This is a genomic window from Gilliamella sp. ESL1225, from assembly GCF_058502635.1.
Window position 1 is genome coordinate 1,051,848 of record NZ_CP196358.1, and the last position, 16,303, is coordinate 1,068,150.

Annotated in this window: 11 protein-coding genes; 8 read left to right on the forward strand and 3 right to left on the reverse strand. The window is 33.8% G+C overall.

Going from position 1 to position 16,303, the window contains the following annotated elements:
* On the forward strand, nt 1-2,004 hold the full coding sequence (uvrB, locus tag ACSYSW_RS04740; RefSeq protein WP_491704450.1) for an excinuclease ABC subunit UvrB: 2,004 nt from the start codon (nt 1-3) through the stop codon (nt 2,002-2,004).
* A 160-nt stretch (nt 2,005-2,164) separates the two neighbouring features.
* Here uvrB and mfd read toward each other — a convergent pair whose 3' ends face one another.
* On the reverse strand, nt 2,165-5,635 hold the full coding sequence (mfd, locus tag ACSYSW_RS04745; RefSeq protein WP_491704449.1) for a transcription-repair coupling factor: 3,471 nt from the start codon (nt 5,633-5,635) through the stop codon (nt 2,165-2,167).
* A 261-nt stretch (nt 5,636-5,896) separates the two neighbouring features.
* Here mfd and malX point away from each other — a divergent pair, with 261 nt between their 5' ends.
* From malX to cfa, 6 genes are all read left to right on the forward strand, one after another.
* Complete coding sequence (gene malX, locus ACSYSW_RS04750) at nt 5,897-7,483, forward strand: maltose/glucose-specific PTS transporter subunit IIBC (protein ID WP_491704448.1); 1,587 nt, start codon at nt 5,897-5,899, stop codon at nt 7,481-7,483.
* A gap of 149 nt (nt 7,484-7,632) precedes the next feature.
* Nucleotides 7,633-8,814, forward strand: a complete 1,182-nt coding sequence (locus ACSYSW_RS04755; RefSeq protein ID WP_491704447.1) for a MalY/PatB family protein — start codon at nt 7,633-7,635, stop codon at nt 8,812-8,814.
* 204 nt (nt 8,815-9,018) lie between these two features.
* A complete protein-coding gene (gene lolC / locus ACSYSW_RS04760; RefSeq protein WP_491706090.1) occupies nt 9,019-10,221 on the forward strand; it encodes a lipoprotein-releasing ABC transporter permease subunit LolC in 1,203 nt (400 codons plus the stop codon).
* On the forward strand, nt 10,214-10,921 hold the full coding sequence (lolD, locus tag ACSYSW_RS04765) for a lipoprotein-releasing ABC transporter ATP-binding protein LolD (RefSeq protein ID WP_491704446.1): 708 nt from the start codon (nt 10,214-10,216) through the stop codon (nt 10,919-10,921). Before lolC ends, lolD begins: the two co-directional genes overlap by 8 nt.
* Before the next feature lie 10 nt (nt 10,922-10,931).
* Nucleotides 10,932-12,170 carry a lipoprotein-releasing ABC transporter permease subunit LolE gene (gene lolE, locus ACSYSW_RS04770; RefSeq protein ID WP_491704445.1) on the forward strand — a complete coding sequence of 413 codons (1,239 nt, stop codon included), beginning with the start codon at nt 10,932-10,934 and terminating at the stop codon, nt 12,168-12,170.
* Nucleotides 12,171-12,225: 55 nt separating this feature from the next.
* The gene (gene cfa, locus ACSYSW_RS04775) at nt 12,226-13,335 is read left to right on the forward strand and encodes a cyclopropane fatty acyl phospholipid synthase (protein ID WP_491704444.1); all 1,110 of its coding nucleotides are present in this window, start codon (nt 12,226-12,228) and stop codon (nt 13,333-13,335) included.
* Between the two features lie 70 nt (nt 13,336-13,405).
* Here the strand turns inward: cfa and ACSYSW_RS04780 are convergent, their stop codons facing one another.
* Nucleotides 13,406-13,900: a GNAT family N-acetyltransferase gene (locus tag ACSYSW_RS04780; protein WP_491704443.1), complete on the reverse strand. Its 495-nt coding sequence runs from the start codon at nt 13,898-13,900 to the stop codon at nt 13,406-13,408.
* Between the two features lie 576 nt (nt 13,901-14,476).
* Here ACSYSW_RS04780 and ACSYSW_RS04785 point away from each other — a divergent pair.
* Nucleotides 14,477-15,040: a serine acetyltransferase gene (locus tag ACSYSW_RS04785; RefSeq protein ID WP_491704442.1), complete on the forward strand. Its 564-nt coding sequence runs from the start codon at nt 14,477-14,479 to the stop codon at nt 15,038-15,040.
* Nucleotides 15,041-15,680: 640 nt separating this feature from the next.
* Here ACSYSW_RS04785 and ACSYSW_RS04790 read toward each other — a convergent pair.
* On the reverse strand, nt 15,681-16,289 hold the full coding sequence (locus ACSYSW_RS04790) for a tail fiber assembly protein (protein ID WP_491704441.1): 609 nt from the start codon (nt 16,287-16,289) through the stop codon (nt 15,681-15,683).
* Between the last annotated feature and the right edge of the window lie 14 nt (nt 16,290-16,303).

Here is a 16,303-nt window from a genome sequence, read left to right on the forward strand (position 1 = left end):
ATGAAAAATTTTAAACTTAATTCAAAATTTAAACCGGCAGGAGATCAACCTACTGCAATTGAAAAAATTAACCAAAATCTTGATGATGGTATTGCTCACCAAACCTTATTAGGCGTTACAGGTTCGGGCAAAACATTTACCATGGCAAATGTGATTGCAAAACATAATCGTCCAACAATTATTTTAGCGCCTAATAAAACCTTAGCGGCTCAACTTTATGGTGAAATGAAAGACTTCTTTCCAGAAAATGCGGTTGAATATTTCGTGTCTTACTATGATTACTACCAACCCGAATCTTATGTTCCATCAAGCGATACGTTTATTGAAAAAGATGCATCGATTAATGAACATATTGAACAAATGCGCTTATCAGCTACCAAATCATTACTCGAAAGGCGCGATGTCATTATTGTCGCATCCGTATCGGCAATTTATGGATTAGGGGCGCCAGAAACCTATATGTCAATGATCTTACATCTAACAAAAGGGACAATTACTGATCAGCGCTCAATTTTAACGCGTCTTGCTGAATTACAATATAAACGTAATGAAATTGGTTTCACCCGCGGTACATTTCGAGTTAGAGGGGATGTGATTGATATTTTTCCTGCAGATTCTGATGAATTAGCAGTAAGGGTAGAATTATTTGATGATGAAGTAGAAAGAATCGTGCTATTCGATCCTTTAACCGGGAATAATATTAACGAAGTTCCTCGTATCACTATTCACCCCAAAACGCATTATGTTACGCCCCGTAACATCATGGATAATGCCATAGCCGAAATTAAACAAGAGCTACAAGAAAGACAAAAGATCTTACTTGATAACGGTAAATTATTAGAAGAACAAAGGTTAACACAACGCACGCTTTTTGATATCGAAATGATGACAGAGTTAGGCTATTGTTCTGGTATCGAAAATTATTCGCGCTTTTTATCGCAACGCAAACCGGGTGATCCGCCTGCTACATTATTTGATTATTTACCGCATGATGGGCTGCTTTTTATTGATGAATCCCATGTTGCTATTCCACAATTAGGCGCTATGTATAATGGTGATAGATCACGTAAACTTAATCTGGTTGAATACGGATTTAGATTACCTTCCGCGTTAGATAATCGTCCCCTAAAGTTTACTGAGTTTGAAAAGGGAATGCCACAAACAGTTTATGTTTCAGCAACCCCCGCCAAATATGAATTAGAAAAATCTGGTCGTGAAATTATAGAACAAGTTGTAAGGCCTACGGGTTTGCTTGACCCTATTATTGAAGTTAGACCGGTTTCGACTCAAGTCGATGATTTACTTTCTGAAATTAATAGCCGAATAAAACATGATGAGCGAGTATTAGTGACTACACTAACAAAAAAAATGGCCGAAAATCTAACCGATTACTTATCTGAACATAATATCAAAGTAAGATATCTTCATTCTGACATTAATACCGTTGAACGAATGGAAATTATTCGTGATCTTCGTTTAGGTGAAATTGATGTACTTATTGGTATTAACCTTTTACGTGAAGGGTTAGATATTCCTGAGGTCTCACTGGTTGCGATTTTAGATGCTGATCGTGAAGGTTTTTTGCGTTCTGAAAGCTCGTTAATACAAACGGTTGGGCGCGCTGCGCGTAATGTAAATGGAACAGCCATTTTATATGCCGATAAAATAACACCAGCGATGCAAAAAACGATTGATGAAACAGCACGACGTCGAAAAAAACAACAAGATTTTAATACTGAACATGGCATAGCACCAAAATCGGTCCGTAAACAAATTAAAGATATTTTAGATGCAGGTTTAAGTACCAAAAAATCCACCGCCAAAGTGCAAGCATTTGAACCAGGTAAAAAATATGAATATGTTTCAATTAAAGATGTACAAGCGAAAGTCAAAGAGCTTGAGGCCATGATGTACGAAGCAGCACAAAATCTAGAATTTGAGAAAGCAGGCGTATTACGTGATGAAATTAAAAAATTGCGCGAGGATTTTATTAAAGTTTCTTAAGTTAAATAATATAGATAAATTGAAATGGAAAAATAAAGTACTTTTTATAAAAATTCTTTACTTTATTTATCCATTTTTGATTAAAGTTTGATGGCTCATTAAGCTTGTATATTAACAATGATCAAAAAAAATCTATCATGAAAATATTACCTTTTTGAGATTAATTTTTAATATTATGCTGCGCTAAATCGTCTAACAAATTTTTTATATAATTAATTCGATCATTTCTTTCGGTTATTTGCTTTAATAATTTTAGGCGATTTGCATTTTCAAAACGATAATGTTTCGGGTTGCTTTGAATTAATTCGATTAAATAATCAACGGAAACTTGATTATTTTGGGCAAATTCAATAGCCCCCCCTTTTTCACCTAATTCTATTTTGCGTATACCTAATTTTTCTGCCTGTAATTTAATTTTAGTTGTATCTAATAAAAATAAAACAGCATCAGGTAATTTTCCAAAACGATCACGCATTTCACTTCTAATATCATCTAAGCTGTCAATCTCTGTTGCGCTAGCGATATTTTTATACAGTGATAAACGGGTATTTACATCAGGAATAAAATCATCGGGAATTAAAGAAGGCAAACGTAATTCGATTTCAGTTTGTTGATTATTTAACAAAGATTCAAGGGAAGGCTCTTTACCTTCTTGTAAGGCTTTTACAGCATCTTGTAATAATTCAATGTAGAGATTAAAGCCAATAGTTTCAATTTGACCACTTTGATCACTACCTAATAGTTCACCGGCACCACGAATTTCAAGATCGTGGGTTGCTAAGGCAAATCCAGCACCTAAATCTTCTAATGAGGCGATAGCCTCTAGACGTTTTTTGGCATCTTTCGTTAATAATTTAGGGTGTGGTGTTAACAAATAAGCATAAGCCTGATGATGAGAACGCCCAACTCTTCCTCGTAATTGATGCAACTGTGCTAAACCAAATTTATCAGCACGTTCAATAATAATCGTATTTGCATTAGGAATGTCGATCCCGGTTTCGACAATGGTTGTACAGACTAAAATATTATAACGTTGATGATGGAAGTCATTCATAACGCGCTCTAAATCTCGCTCATGCATTTGCCCATGACCAACACCGATGCGAGCTTCAGGGATCAATTCAGTTAATTTTTCGCGCACTAATTCGATATCAGAAACATCATTATGTAAATAGTAAACCTGACCACCGCGTAAAATTTCTCGTAAAATCGCTTCACGAATAATCAGCTCATCAAATTCACGTACAAACGTTTTAACAGCTAAGCGCCTAGCTGGCGGTGTTGCGATGATAGATAAATCACGCATTCCGCTCATTGCCATGTTTAATGTCCGTGGGATAGGCGTTGCAGTCAGTGTTAAAATATCAATATTGGCTCGCAATGCTTTAATTCGCTCTTTTTGACGGACACCAAAACGGTGTTCTTCATCGACAATTAACAGCCCGAGATCTTTCCATTTAATTGATTCTTGTAATAATTTATGGGTACCGATAACAATATCAATTTTACCTTCTGCAAGTGACTTAATGATAGCTTGTTGTTGCTTTGCCGTTTTAAAGCGCGATAAACTTTCGATTCTAATTGGCCAATTGGCAAATCTATCTAAAAAGTTCTCATAATGTTGCTGGGCAAGTAAAGTTGTGGGTACCAAAACAGCCACTTGTTTTTGATTCATAATCGCTAAAAAAGCCGCACGTATCGCAACTTCGGTTTTACCAAAACCGACATCACCACACACCAGGCGATCCATCGCTTTATGTGAACACATATCACCGATAACAGCACCGATGGCATTTTGTTGATCATCGGTTTCTTGGTAAGGAAAAGCTTGGCAAAATAAATCATATTGCTCACGATCTTGACTAAAAGAAAAGCCTGATTTACTTTCGCGTTCTGCGTAAATATCTAACAATTCCGCCGCAACATCACGCACTTTTTCGGCGGCTTTTTGCCGCGCTTTTTGCCATGCATCAGTTCCTAATTTATTAAGAGGCGCATTTTCTTCATCGCCCCCTGAGTAGCGACTAATTAAATTTAGTGAAGAAACAGGAACATATAATTTACTGTCATTTGCATAAAGTAAAATAAGATATTCGGCGCTGATACCACTCGTTTCTATTGTCGTTAAACCAGCATAACGACCTACGCCATGCGATAAATGCACAACCGGTTTTCCGGGTGTTAATTCAGCAAGGCTGCGAACTAAATTTTCAGTATTAATTTCTTGTTTTTGTTCTTTTTTACGGATAACAATTCGCCGACCTAATAATTCATTTTCACTAATTAGCGCAATACCATCTTGTTGATTGATAAATCCTTGTTCAGCCAAGCTAATCATCAAAAAATAGCGTTCATGAGTATTTTCGCTGTGATATAACTCATCAATTTCATGAATGACTTTAGGATGGATTCTTATACGTTGTAATATTTCTTGTAAGGCTTCTTTTCGTCCTTCTGACTCGACAGAAAAAAGAATTTTTCCCTCAAACTCATGAATAAAATTTTCAAAATGAACATAGGGATTTTTTTGCTGGGTTTGAATCGCTAATTCCGGTAATAATTCAAACGGGAAATTATAATGATGATTCGCTTTTTTTAATGTTTCATGTGTCAATTCAATACGTGGGTAATGTTTGAAATCGGCAAAAATTTCATTTGTTTGCGTCCAAATAAGGTTGGGCTCTAATAGAGGACGCATTGGATCAATATGGCGACTGTTATAACGTTGTTGAATATCTTGCCAATATTTTTGGGCATGATTTTCGATATTTTTTGTGGTTAATAACAGGCTATCATGCGGAAAATAGGCAAATAACGACGTCAGCGGACTTGCAAAAAATAAAGCCTGCCAATATTCAATGCCGGAAGGTAAAATATGCTGACTAACTTGTTGATAAATACTTTCGGGATCAAGCCTAACTTCGAATTTTTCACGCCATTGGCTTCGAAATAAATCTATTGCCTTTTGATCCGTTGGAAATTCATGCGCAGGTAACAAATGAATTTCATCTACTTCGCTAATGGTAAGCTGGTTATCGACATTAAAAGTACGAATGCTATCTATTTCTTCATCAAGAAAATCAATTCGATAAGGGGTTTTGCTTCCCATCGGAAAAATATCAAACAATGCGCCCCGTGTTGCATATTCCCCGTGTTCCATAACTTGACTAACCGCTCTGTATCCGGCGTTTTCGAGTTGCAGCCTTAGTGCCTCACGACTAAGTGTTAGTCCTTTTTTCATTAAAAAAACATGACCACCAAGATAATCGGGCGGACAAACTTTTTGCATTAATGTCGTAATCGGTAAAATCATGGCGCCTTTGCGCATATGAATGAGGCGGAAAAGACAGGATAAACGTTCGGAAATAATATCTTGATGAGGCGAAAAACTATCGTAAGGCAATGTTTCCCAATCCGGGAAAATCATACTTGGCAAATCAGTAAATTGTTTTAATTCTTCAAAAATACGTATGCTTTGCTGCATATCATCGGTCACAATGATCACCAATCCGTTGTGCGCCTCTATGATTTGGGCTGCAATTAACGACAATGATGAACCGACTAATTGTCCAAAATGATGAAAATTCCCCGATTGTTGCGGAATAAGTGTTGTTAAAGGCGTATTAGGCATGAATGAATATGATCGATTTTTGATGAAATGAATATTATGATTATAACTTACCTAAGTCCCTATTTTCTATAGAAGTTTATTCTAGTATGATATGCGCCTTATTAAATATAGGAATTTATTAATTAAAATCCTTAATTTGAGAATGGGACGTGTGATTTATTTTACACATTTTACTAAAACTTAAAATCAAAGTCTTAGTAAATTTATAATATACAGATTACCTTTAAAGGTAGTGAAAATAGAGATAGCTTAGGAGACTTTATGTCAGCTAATACTAAACAAAAAATGACTATATGGGAGTTTTTCCAGAATTTAGGAAAAACATTTATGCTACCAGTCGCATTACTTTCTTTTAGTGGAATAATGCTCGGCATTGGTAGTGCATTAACCGGCAAAGAAGTATTGGGATTATTACCTTTTCTTAATAATTCTATCTTACAATTTATTTTTGCTTGGATGAGCCAAATTGGATCATTTGGTTTTAGTTTTTTACCCGTTATGTTCGCGATGGCTATTCCGCTAGGTATGGCGCGTGATAATAAAGGTGTCGCTGCATTTGCTGGTTTTGTTGGCTTTGTTGTATTTAATCTGGCTATCAATTTTGTACTAAAACAACAAGGGCTTTTAACGGCGAAAGGTTTTCCAATTCATGAGACTGACAAGATCCCAGCAATTTTAGGGATTTATTCAATTGATACGGGGATTTTGGGCTCCATTATTATTGGTTTAATTGTTTATGCTCTTCATGAACGCTTCCAAAATATTAAATTGCCTGATGCTTTTGCTTTCTTTGGTGGTACAAGATTTGTGCCTATTATTACTGCTTTAACGTTAGGTGTTGTTGGATTAATTATTCCAACAATTTGGCCTTATTTCTCGATGGGGATTAGTGGTTTAGGTAAATTAATCAATAGTACCGGAATATTTGGACCTATGCTTTTTGGTACAGGTGACCGCTTGTTAATCCCATTTGGTTTACATCATATTTTAGTCGGTATTATTCGATTTACTGATGCTGGCGGTGTCATGGACGTCTGTGATAAGACTTATACCGGTGCATTATCTATCTATCAAGCTCAATTAAATTGTGGTATTCCGACAACAGAAAGCGTAACGCGATTTTTAGCGCAAGGTAAAATGCCAACATTCTTAGGTGGCTTACCGGGCGCAGCATTAGCCATGTATCAATGTGCAAAACCGCAATATCGTCATAAAGTAAAAGGGCTGATGATTTCAGGTGTCTTTGCTTGTATTATTGGTGGCACAACTGAACCATTAGAATTTTTATTCTTATTTGCTGCACCTATCTTATATGTTATTCATGCTTTCTTAACAGGTCTTGGATACTTAGTAATGGAATCGTTGGGTGTTATTATTGGTAATACCGATGGGACAATTATTGACTGGTTTGTGTTTGGTGTTTTACAAGGCAACCATACTAAATGGTACTTTGTGCCTTTAGTTGCTGCATTATGGTTTGTTATTTACTATGTTATTTTCCGTTTCGCTATCATGCGCTTTAATCTTAAAACACCAGGCCGTGAAAATGATGAAACAACGGATAAGAGCACTAAATCAAATGCGCCAGCAGTTAATACTAAATCCGGTTATGATAGTGCCGCTATTTTAGCTGCTTTAGGTGGCGCAAAAAATATAGAATCACTTGATAACTGTATTACGCGTTTAAGATTATCCATAAGAGACATGAGCTTGGTCGATGATGCTGCATTAAAAGCAAATAGAGTAATTGGTATTGTCCGATTAAATGATCATGGTCTACAAGTCGTTATTGGTCCTCAAGTTCAATCAGTAAAAGATGAAATTCAAGCATTAATGACAGCCAATTAGTCATCGTAATGAGTCAATTACTCTTTACGTAATGCTTAGTAATCATAACTATCTTTTAGTCTGACTAGGAGATAGTTTCTATTTATGAATTTAACTTATTTAAATAGCATAAAAAAATAACGCTATTTAATGTAAAATAGGGACCTATCATGTTTGATTTTAATAAGGTTGTCGATAGACACGGAACTTGGTGTACACAATGGGATTATGTTGCGGATCGTTTTGGTTCGGCAGATCTTTTACCATTCACCATCTCTGATATGGATTTTAAAACTGCGCCTTGTGTTATAGAAGCGTTAGAAAAACGAGTACAACATGGCGTTTTAGGTTATAGCCGTTGGCAACATGAGGATTTTTTAGGCGCAATTCATAATTGGTATCAAAAGCAATTTGCCGATGATATTAACATGGATTTAGCCATTTATGGACCGTCGGTTATTTATATGGTTGGTCAAATGATTCAAATTTGGTCAAATGAAAATGAAGGCGTTGTCACTTTAACTCCTTGCTATGATGCTTTTTTTAAAGTTATTGAAAGTAATAAACGCCGATTAGTGGCTTGCCCTTTACTTAAACAAGGTAATGATTGGCAATGTGATATGATTGAATTAGAACGTTTATTAGCTCAACCTGAAAATACGTTATTTTTATTATGTAGCCCTCATAATCCAACAGGACGAGTTTGGACAAAAGATGAATTAACACAAATTGCGACATTATGTGAACGTCATAATGTAAAAGTTATTAGTGATGAAATACATATGGACATGGTTTGGGGAGATAATCATCATATTCCTTGGAATAAAGTTGCTAAAAATGATTGGGCTTTATTAACATCGGCTTCTAAAAGCTTTAATATTCCAGCTTTAACTGGCGCTTATGGCTTTATTAGTAATAAAGCCAGTCATGAGAAATATTTGCATAATTTAAAAAACCGTGATGGATTATCATCGCCAGCAGTGTTATCAGTTGTTGCGCATATTGCCGCTTATAATCAAGGTTTGCCATGGTTAAATGCCTTAAAGATTTATTTACAAGCTAATTTAGCGTATGTAGCAAAACGTTTAAATGGAGCTTTTCCTGAGCTTAATTGGCAACCTCCACAGGCTACCTATTTAGCATGGATAGATTTGCGCCCATTAAAACTTGATGATGTTCAGCTTCAAAAACAACTTATTGAACACGAAAAAGTTGCTATTATGCCAGGTAGTACTTATGGAAATGAGGGAGACGGATTTATCCGCTTAAATGTAGGTTGCCCACATAGTAAAGTCGAAGCTGGCGTTAATGCATTAATTCATGCAATTAAAATCTTAAAAAATACCGCGTAAATTTCTAATTCTGTGCTATTTTTATAGGTTAAATAAAGTGTTCTAGTTAGCCTGTTGTTATTTTACACAACTAATTAGAACACCTTTGTAGGAATAAAAAATGAAAATAAAATAAATGAGACAGATTAAGAACGAGTTTAAAAACATGATTAACTCAAATAATATTATAATTGCTCATTGATAAGGTTTAGATTTATGTCAAGAATTTATCGTCCAGTCATTTTTTTTATAGGTTTGCGCTATATTTATGGCAAAAAAAGTGATGGATTTGGTCGTTTTGTATCATGGTTATCCATGATAGGAATTATGTTAGGTTCAATGGGATTGATCATTGTTTTATCGGTAATGAATGGACTTGAGGCGCAAATGCAAGGCAACATTTTGCACTATTTACCGCATGCACAGGTAACAAATCAAGCCGGTCGAATCGAAAATAATGAACAACTTCGGCAAACTTTAATGTCATTAAAAGGGGTTGAAGCTGTAACGCCATTAATTACAAGTGATGTCATTATTCAAAGCGAAAAAGGGATAACATTTAGTAGTTTAATGGGGATTAACCCCTCAGATAACGAGCCTATCAAGTCACATATTTATCAAGGATCTTTTTTGACGCTTATTGAGGGTCAATACAATATTATCATTGGTTATGGGTTAGCAAATGAATTAGATGTTTCGATAGGTGACAAGTTAAGATTAATGGTTACAGATGCGACACAAATAACTCCTATTGGTCGAATACCCTCACAGCGTTTATTTACCATAAGTGGTATTTTTTCGGTAAATAATGATATAGATAGATCACTTATTTATATTCATCAAAACGATGCGCGAAATTTATTACGTTACCCATCTAATGTTATTTCAAGTTGGCGATTATATTTAACTCAGCCATTATCGATAGCACAATTTACAGCGCAACCTTTAACAAATAATCTCATTTATCATGATTGGCGAGCAAAACGTGGTGAACTTTTTCAAGCGATAAAAATGGAAAAAAGCATTATGGGCTTGCTAATTAGTTTAATTGTTATTGTTGCAGCGTTTAATATTATTACTTCGTTAAGTTTACTGGTTATGGAAAAACAAGCCGAAATCGCCATACTCAAGACCCAAGGATTATCCCGCTGGCAAATCGTTATGATTTTTGTCATTCAAGGGGCAAGTTCTGGTTTTATTGGCACATTGTTAGGGACGTTTTTAGGATTAATCATTGCCATTTATTTATCAGATATTATGTCTTTATTGTCTATTTCCTTAGCGGGTATTTCTTTACCGACTTTAGTCGAACCGATACAAATTATTATTATTACTTTGGGTTTATTGCTTTTATCGTTATTTGCTACCCTTTACCCGGCTTATCGTGCTGCAAAAATCCAACCTGCTGAGGCATTACGTTATGAATAATTCTGAAATTTTATTATCAGCACAGCATCTTTATAAGACATATCAAGAAGGAAAGATGGTTACACAAGTCTTAAATGATGTTTCTTTAGATATTTATTCAAGTTCTTTGATGGCAATTATAGGTAGTTCAGGCTCTGGCAAAAGCACATTATTGCATTTACTGGGTGGTTTAGATAAACCAACTGCAGGAAAGATATTTTTTAAATCCCAATGCATTAATCAATTATCAGAAAATCAAAAAGCAAAATTACGTAATAATGAAATTGGTTTTGTATATCAGTTTCATCATCTTTTACCGGATTTTACAGCACTTGAAAATATTGCAATGCCACTTTTGATTGGCGGCATTCCAATAGCTCAAGCAAAACAAAGAGCTTCACAAATGCTTGAGGCAGTGCAACTGGCAAAACGTGCTAATCATCGTCCTGCTGAACTTTCGGGAGGAGAACGTCAGCGTGTTGCTATAGGTCGAGCGTTAATTAATAATCCATCTTTAGTCATGGCAGATGAACCAACTGGTAATTTAGATAAAACCAACGCCAATACTATTTTCGATTTGTTAATTAATCTAAATCGCGAATTAGGAACATCGTTTTTAGTTGTAACTCATGATTTAGAATTAGCCAGTAAACTCGACCGTCAATTTGTGATGTCTGACGGTAAGTTGGAAATTCCAAAACACTTAAATAAACAGTCATAGGATAAATAATATGAATTATTCACTAATGACTGCTCTAAAATTTCGCAAAGGGCGCAATAAAAGTCATATGTTATCTGTAATATCTGTGATTTCTACCCTAAGTATTGCCATTGGAATTGCCGCTTTAATTATCGGGTTAAGTGCAATGAACGGATTTGAACGCGAATTACATAATCGTGTGTTATCAGTCGTTCCTCATGCTGTTATTTATGATTCAAACCATCAAATGGAAAATTGGCAATCTATTCAGCAACAGTTAACGGCAAATCCAAATATTATAGGCGCAGCTCCCTTTGTGCGATTTACAGGTTTAATTGAAAAAGGTAGCAAGCTTAATGTTATTGAAGTGCAAGGCATAGATCCTAAGCTAGAAAGTAAAATCAGTCATTTACCAAAATTTGTCTTAAATAATAAATGGCAAAATTTTACAGCAGGTCAACAACAAATCATAATAGGTGCAGGTATTGCAAAAACACTTTCTATTCAAGAAGGCGATTTTATTACCTTACTTATTCCCGATAATCGTGATACTAATCAATTTAAACCGCCTAAGCGAGTACGATTACAAGTTCATGGTATTTTAGAGTTAAATGGAAGTTTAAGTAATAATTTAGCTATTTTGCCATTAATCGATGCTCAGCAATTAAATCATCTTGGGCAAAATGTGACAGGATTAATGATATCCGTTTCAGATGTTTATCATGCAGCGGCGATCACAAATTATGCAGTATATCGCCTTGATAGTCCTGTTAAATTTTCTAGTTGGGAATCAAGCTATGGGTTCATGTATAGGGATATTCAAATGATAAGGCAAGTCATGTACTTAGCCATGATAGTTGTTATAAGTGTGGCCTGTTTTAATATTGTTTCGACACTCGTTATCGCCGTAAAAGATAAACAGCGTGACATAGCCATTTTAAAAACATTAGGCGCGACTAATGCATTTATAAAACGCGTGTTTATCTATTATGGATTAATTTCAGGTTTTATTGGAAGTGTGATAGGTGTATTATTAGGCGTGATTATTGCATGGCAATTGTCACCTGTTATTAAATTTATCGAATCAATCACAAATTATCATTTTTTAAATAGCCATATTTATTTTATTGATTTTATTCCATCGGAAATACATTTAATTGATGTTATCACTGTATTTATTACTGCCATGCTGCTAAGCTTATTAGCCAGTTATTATCCAGCTAGTCGGGCATGTAAAATTGAGCCTGCTCGTATTTTAAATGGCTTTTAATTGTTTTAAATCAGGGGTATAGTAGTAATCACTTTTTGTTACATGGCTAGTTAATATGACAAATAAAAAACATCTTATCCAGCAATTATTAGCAAAAACCCCGATTAACATTAATGGTGATAATCCGTGGGATATTCAGATTTTAGATGAGTCTTTTTATGACGATGTCTTAAAAAATGGCTCTATTGGATTGGGTGAATCCTATATGCAAGGCAAATGGACTTGCCAGCAAATAGATGAATTGATTTGTATTATTTTAACCGCAAAACTCGATGATCAAGTTAAAACTAAATTTGATCTCCTCACTAAATTACAATTCTTGTTTTTCAATTTACAAAGTAAAACGCGAGCCTATATCGTTGGGCGCAAGCATTATGATTTTGGCAATGATTTATTTGAAAAAATGCTTGATAGAGGAATGAATTATTCCTGTGGATATTGGAAGAATGCTAAAACGTTAGACGACGCACAAACTGCAAAACTTGATTTGATTATTCAAAAATTAGGCATTAAACCAGGGATGAAAGTGCTTGATGTAGGATGTGGCTGGGGTGGTTTTACTGAATATGCGGCTCGACATTATGGCTGTATAGTAAATGGTATTACTATCTCAAAAGAACAAGCTAAATATGCGGCAGAGCGTTGCGAAGGATTACCAGTCAAAATTTTACTGAAAGATTATCGTGATCTTAATGAACATTATGATCGCATTGTATCAATTGGTATGTTTGAGCATGTTGGTTATAAAAATTACGCGACTTATTTTGACAAATTATCGGATCTATTAGCAGATGATGGTTTATTTTTATTACATACGATTGGCGCTAATACCACTCATTTAGGTAATGATCCTTGGTTAAATAAATATATTTTCCCAAACGGTGTCTTACCATCAATTGCACAATTAAGTAAAGCGAGTGAAGGGAAGTTTGTGATGGAAGATTGGCAAAATTTTGGACCTGATTATGATACAACATTAATGGCGTGGTATGATAATTTCATCAAACATTGGCATGAAATTGAAAATCATTATTCTTTAGAAACCTTCAGAATGTTTCAATATTATTTACTTTGTTGTGCCGGGACCTTTAGGGCAAGAAGCGCTCAATTATGGCAAGTGGTCTTTTCAAAAAATCGTAAACAGCGTTATGATGCTCCTCGTTAAATATTGTAATTAACGTCAGTTAAATTCCAACAGTAATTATTAGATTGAGTTATTAATAGAAACGGTTAATTTAATTTAACCGTTTTCCTAAAATAACGAGATCGCGTTTTATTTCATCTAATTCTGCGATTTCAGGCAAATATCCCCACTCTTTATAACCTTTTTGTTTAAATAGTACTAGGCTAGGAAGATTGTGCGCAAAAATAAAACTTAAAATACTATCAATATTGGCGGATTTAGCAAACTGCTCAATCTGATTAAGTATAAAAGTGCCAATTTTTTTACCGCGATAATCTTGATGTAAATATAAGCTAATTTCAGCAGTATGCTGATAGGCTGGTCTACCATAAAAAGAAGAAAGACTAATCCAACCACATGGTTTTTGATTATATGTAATAAGCCATAATGGACGTGTTTTTGGATTATGTTCATAAAACCAATTTAATTTGCTTTCCACCGTGATTGGGCTAAGATCGGCTGTTACCATTCGACTAGATATTGTGGAATTATAGACTTCTACAATGAAAGGTAAATCTTCAATTATGGCATCTTGATAACAAATCATTGTATTCTCTAATTTATTTTAAAACTAAATTGTAATGGTTTTGAATTGCTTAAGCAACTTAAGCAACATAAGCAACATAAGGCAAATATGAATGGAATAATTATTATAGAAAGAGAATAACTAAAATATTTAAAATTAGGGAGAGTATTATTAAATTATTTGGTGAAGGAGGGGGACAAACAAAGACCATGATAAATTGTTTAAAGGTAACAGTTTATTTTATATTTTTAATTCAATATATAAATCAAATAATCATAAGCAAAATGCTTTAAAAATTTTTAAACGCTTAAATCTGCTTTTTTAAAGCAATTATATATTTTTTTATCTTTTTAAATTGTCTTATAAATCAAATCTATTTTTAAAATCGATCATGAATTTAATATTTTAATCTCTAGAGTCGATTAATTAATCAATCAGGTTAAATTATTTTGATTATTGATTAATAAAAAGTGGGAATATATAATTTTTTTATTTTTAAATTATTTTATTTCTATTTAGCCTATCATTAAATGATAATCTAAATAAAATTTTAATAAGATGATGGATATCAACAAAATACTAAAGGAGAAAGCGATAATGTTTAAGTATATGCATATAATTATTTTTTTAATAACGCATGATTTAACCGAGCTTAAAGAATATTGGTGTATAGAACATATTAAAACTAAAAGGTTTAATTGGAGTAGCTTGCTACAAGCACTATATAGAAATGAGAACAATATAAACTTCCATTTTTGGTGGAGACTTGCAAATTATATTTTCATACATGGTTCTTCAAGCCAAAAAAGAGCAGCTGTGAAAATAAATAAAATTATATCAGCAAAATATAATGTCGAAGTTCAAATAGAAACAAAAATAGGCAAAGGTTTTAGAATTGTCCATTTTTCATCAATAGTAATAACGAATTTAGCTGAAATTGGAGATAATTTTGTTTGTCATCAATCAGTGACAATAGGAAGGAATAGAGAGCAGTGTAAAATTAAAATTGGCAACAATGTTTCCGTGGGTTGTGGATCAGTAATTTTAGGTGGTGAAATTGTTATTGGCAATAATGTCACAATAGGTGCCATGACATTTATTAATAAAAATATACCTGACAATTGCACTGTTTATAGTAAGAAAATAAACGAATTAAAATAATTTCTATTGTTTAGTTTTAGGGACTACTTAGTTTCTTCAATTTACGTACAGAGCTTATCAACAATAACTCTGTACTTTTTTACGCTCCGGGCTTATCCCTGGTACTGTCTCATTAAGATTGACGCATATAAAAATTAACAGAGATGTTAATTTTTGACAATTCATTTAAAAACTAGTCTTTAATTGGTGGGCTGTGGGGGGATCGAACCCACGACAAATTGATTAAGAGTCACACGATATATTTTACGCTGTAAATTTAATTTAATATAAATCAATTGATTATGAGGTTAGCCACTCAAAAAGATGTACATTTATTCACTATTTTTTAGAGGGATTAATGTAATTTACGGCACAATTACGGCACAGTGATTATTTATATATTTAGTTACTTTAATAAATATATAAATAACCATTCTGTGATTCACCACTAAACTTTTTATTTTATATCTTCACACACTATGGCTTATCTGGAAACTTAATGTTTAACTGATTTATATCAATTCTAGAGAAAAATACCCTGTATATTTTCCATACTTTCCCTTTTAGCGAATTCTAAGCTATTTGTTTAATAAAGATTATTCCAAATAATTGTACTGTTTACACGCAAAAAACGAATACAATCATTCGGAATGATTAGCTATTATTCAGGTTTTTTTGGCCAACTAATTTCGGCAACATCATTTACATTAATACGATTTATTAACACACGGTATTTTTTCCAATCTAATAATAATTTGATTTCTTTATCTGTAGCTATTTCCGCGTCTACAGCATTTTGCAAATAATTAATTTGTGTCGTAGCTTCAGTAATTAACTCATTACGTTTTAATGTTGCAATGTTAACATCAAATTGATGTTTTTCATCTTCATCAACTACCCATTTTTCACCATCCCATTTATCAAATCGTGTTGTTGGAGGGATTAAAGTAAATTGTTCGCCAATAGCGCCAATTTGTCGAACCATAAATTCACGACCATCAACAATTGAATAGACTTTTTTACCACGGTGATCTTCAAGATAAAGCCATTTATCGCCATCCCTAACAATCGCTTGACCTTCTTTGGTGTTTTTAGGTGAATCTAAGTAAGCGTAAGCAGGTAGTCCCACACCAACAGGTAAATATTGATATTTAGCCTCGATAAATTCATTCGTTGATGGGTTAACATTATAAATTATTGCGTAGCCTGCTTTAGTTGTAATACCATTACTATTAATAACGGCTTGCTGTGGTTGTAATTGATTGCTCATATTAAATTTCCTCT

Excerpts from the sequence above, each read along its gene's own strand:
- ACSYSW_RS04790 (WP_491704441.1), bottom strand. The coding sequence starts at position 16,289 with ATGAGCAATCAATTACAACCACAGCAAGCCGTTATTAATAGTAATGGT.
- cfa (WP_491704444.1), top strand. The coding sequence starts at position 12,226 with ATGACAAATAAAAAACATCTTATCCAGCAATTATTAGCAAAAACCCCG.
- mfd (WP_491704449.1), bottom strand. The coding sequence starts at position 5,635 with ATGCCTAATACGCCTTTAACAACACTTATTCCGCAACAATCGGGGAAT.
- ACSYSW_RS04780 (WP_491704443.1), bottom strand. The coding sequence starts at position 13,900 with ATGATTTGTTATCAAGATGCCATAATTGAAGATTTACCTTTCATTGTA.
- lolE (WP_491704445.1), top strand. The coding sequence starts at position 10,932 with ATGAATTATTCACTAATGACTGCTCTAAAATTTCGCAAAGGGCGCAAT.
- lolD (WP_491704446.1), top strand. The coding sequence starts at position 10,214 with ATGAATAATTCTGAAATTTTATTATCAGCACAGCATCTTTATAAGACA.
- ACSYSW_RS04785 (WP_491704442.1), top strand. The coding sequence starts at position 14,477 with ATGTTTAAGTATATGCATATAATTATTTTTTTAATAACGCATGATTTA.
- uvrB (WP_491704450.1), top strand. The coding sequence starts at position 1 with ATGAAAAATTTTAAACTTAATTCAAAATTTAAACCGGCAGGAGATCAA.
- ACSYSW_RS04755 (WP_491704447.1), top strand. The coding sequence starts at position 7,633 with ATGTTTGATTTTAATAAGGTTGTCGATAGACACGGAACTTGGTGTACA.
- malX (WP_491704448.1), top strand. The coding sequence starts at position 5,897 with ATGTCAGCTAATACTAAACAAAAAATGACTATATGGGAGTTTTTCCAG.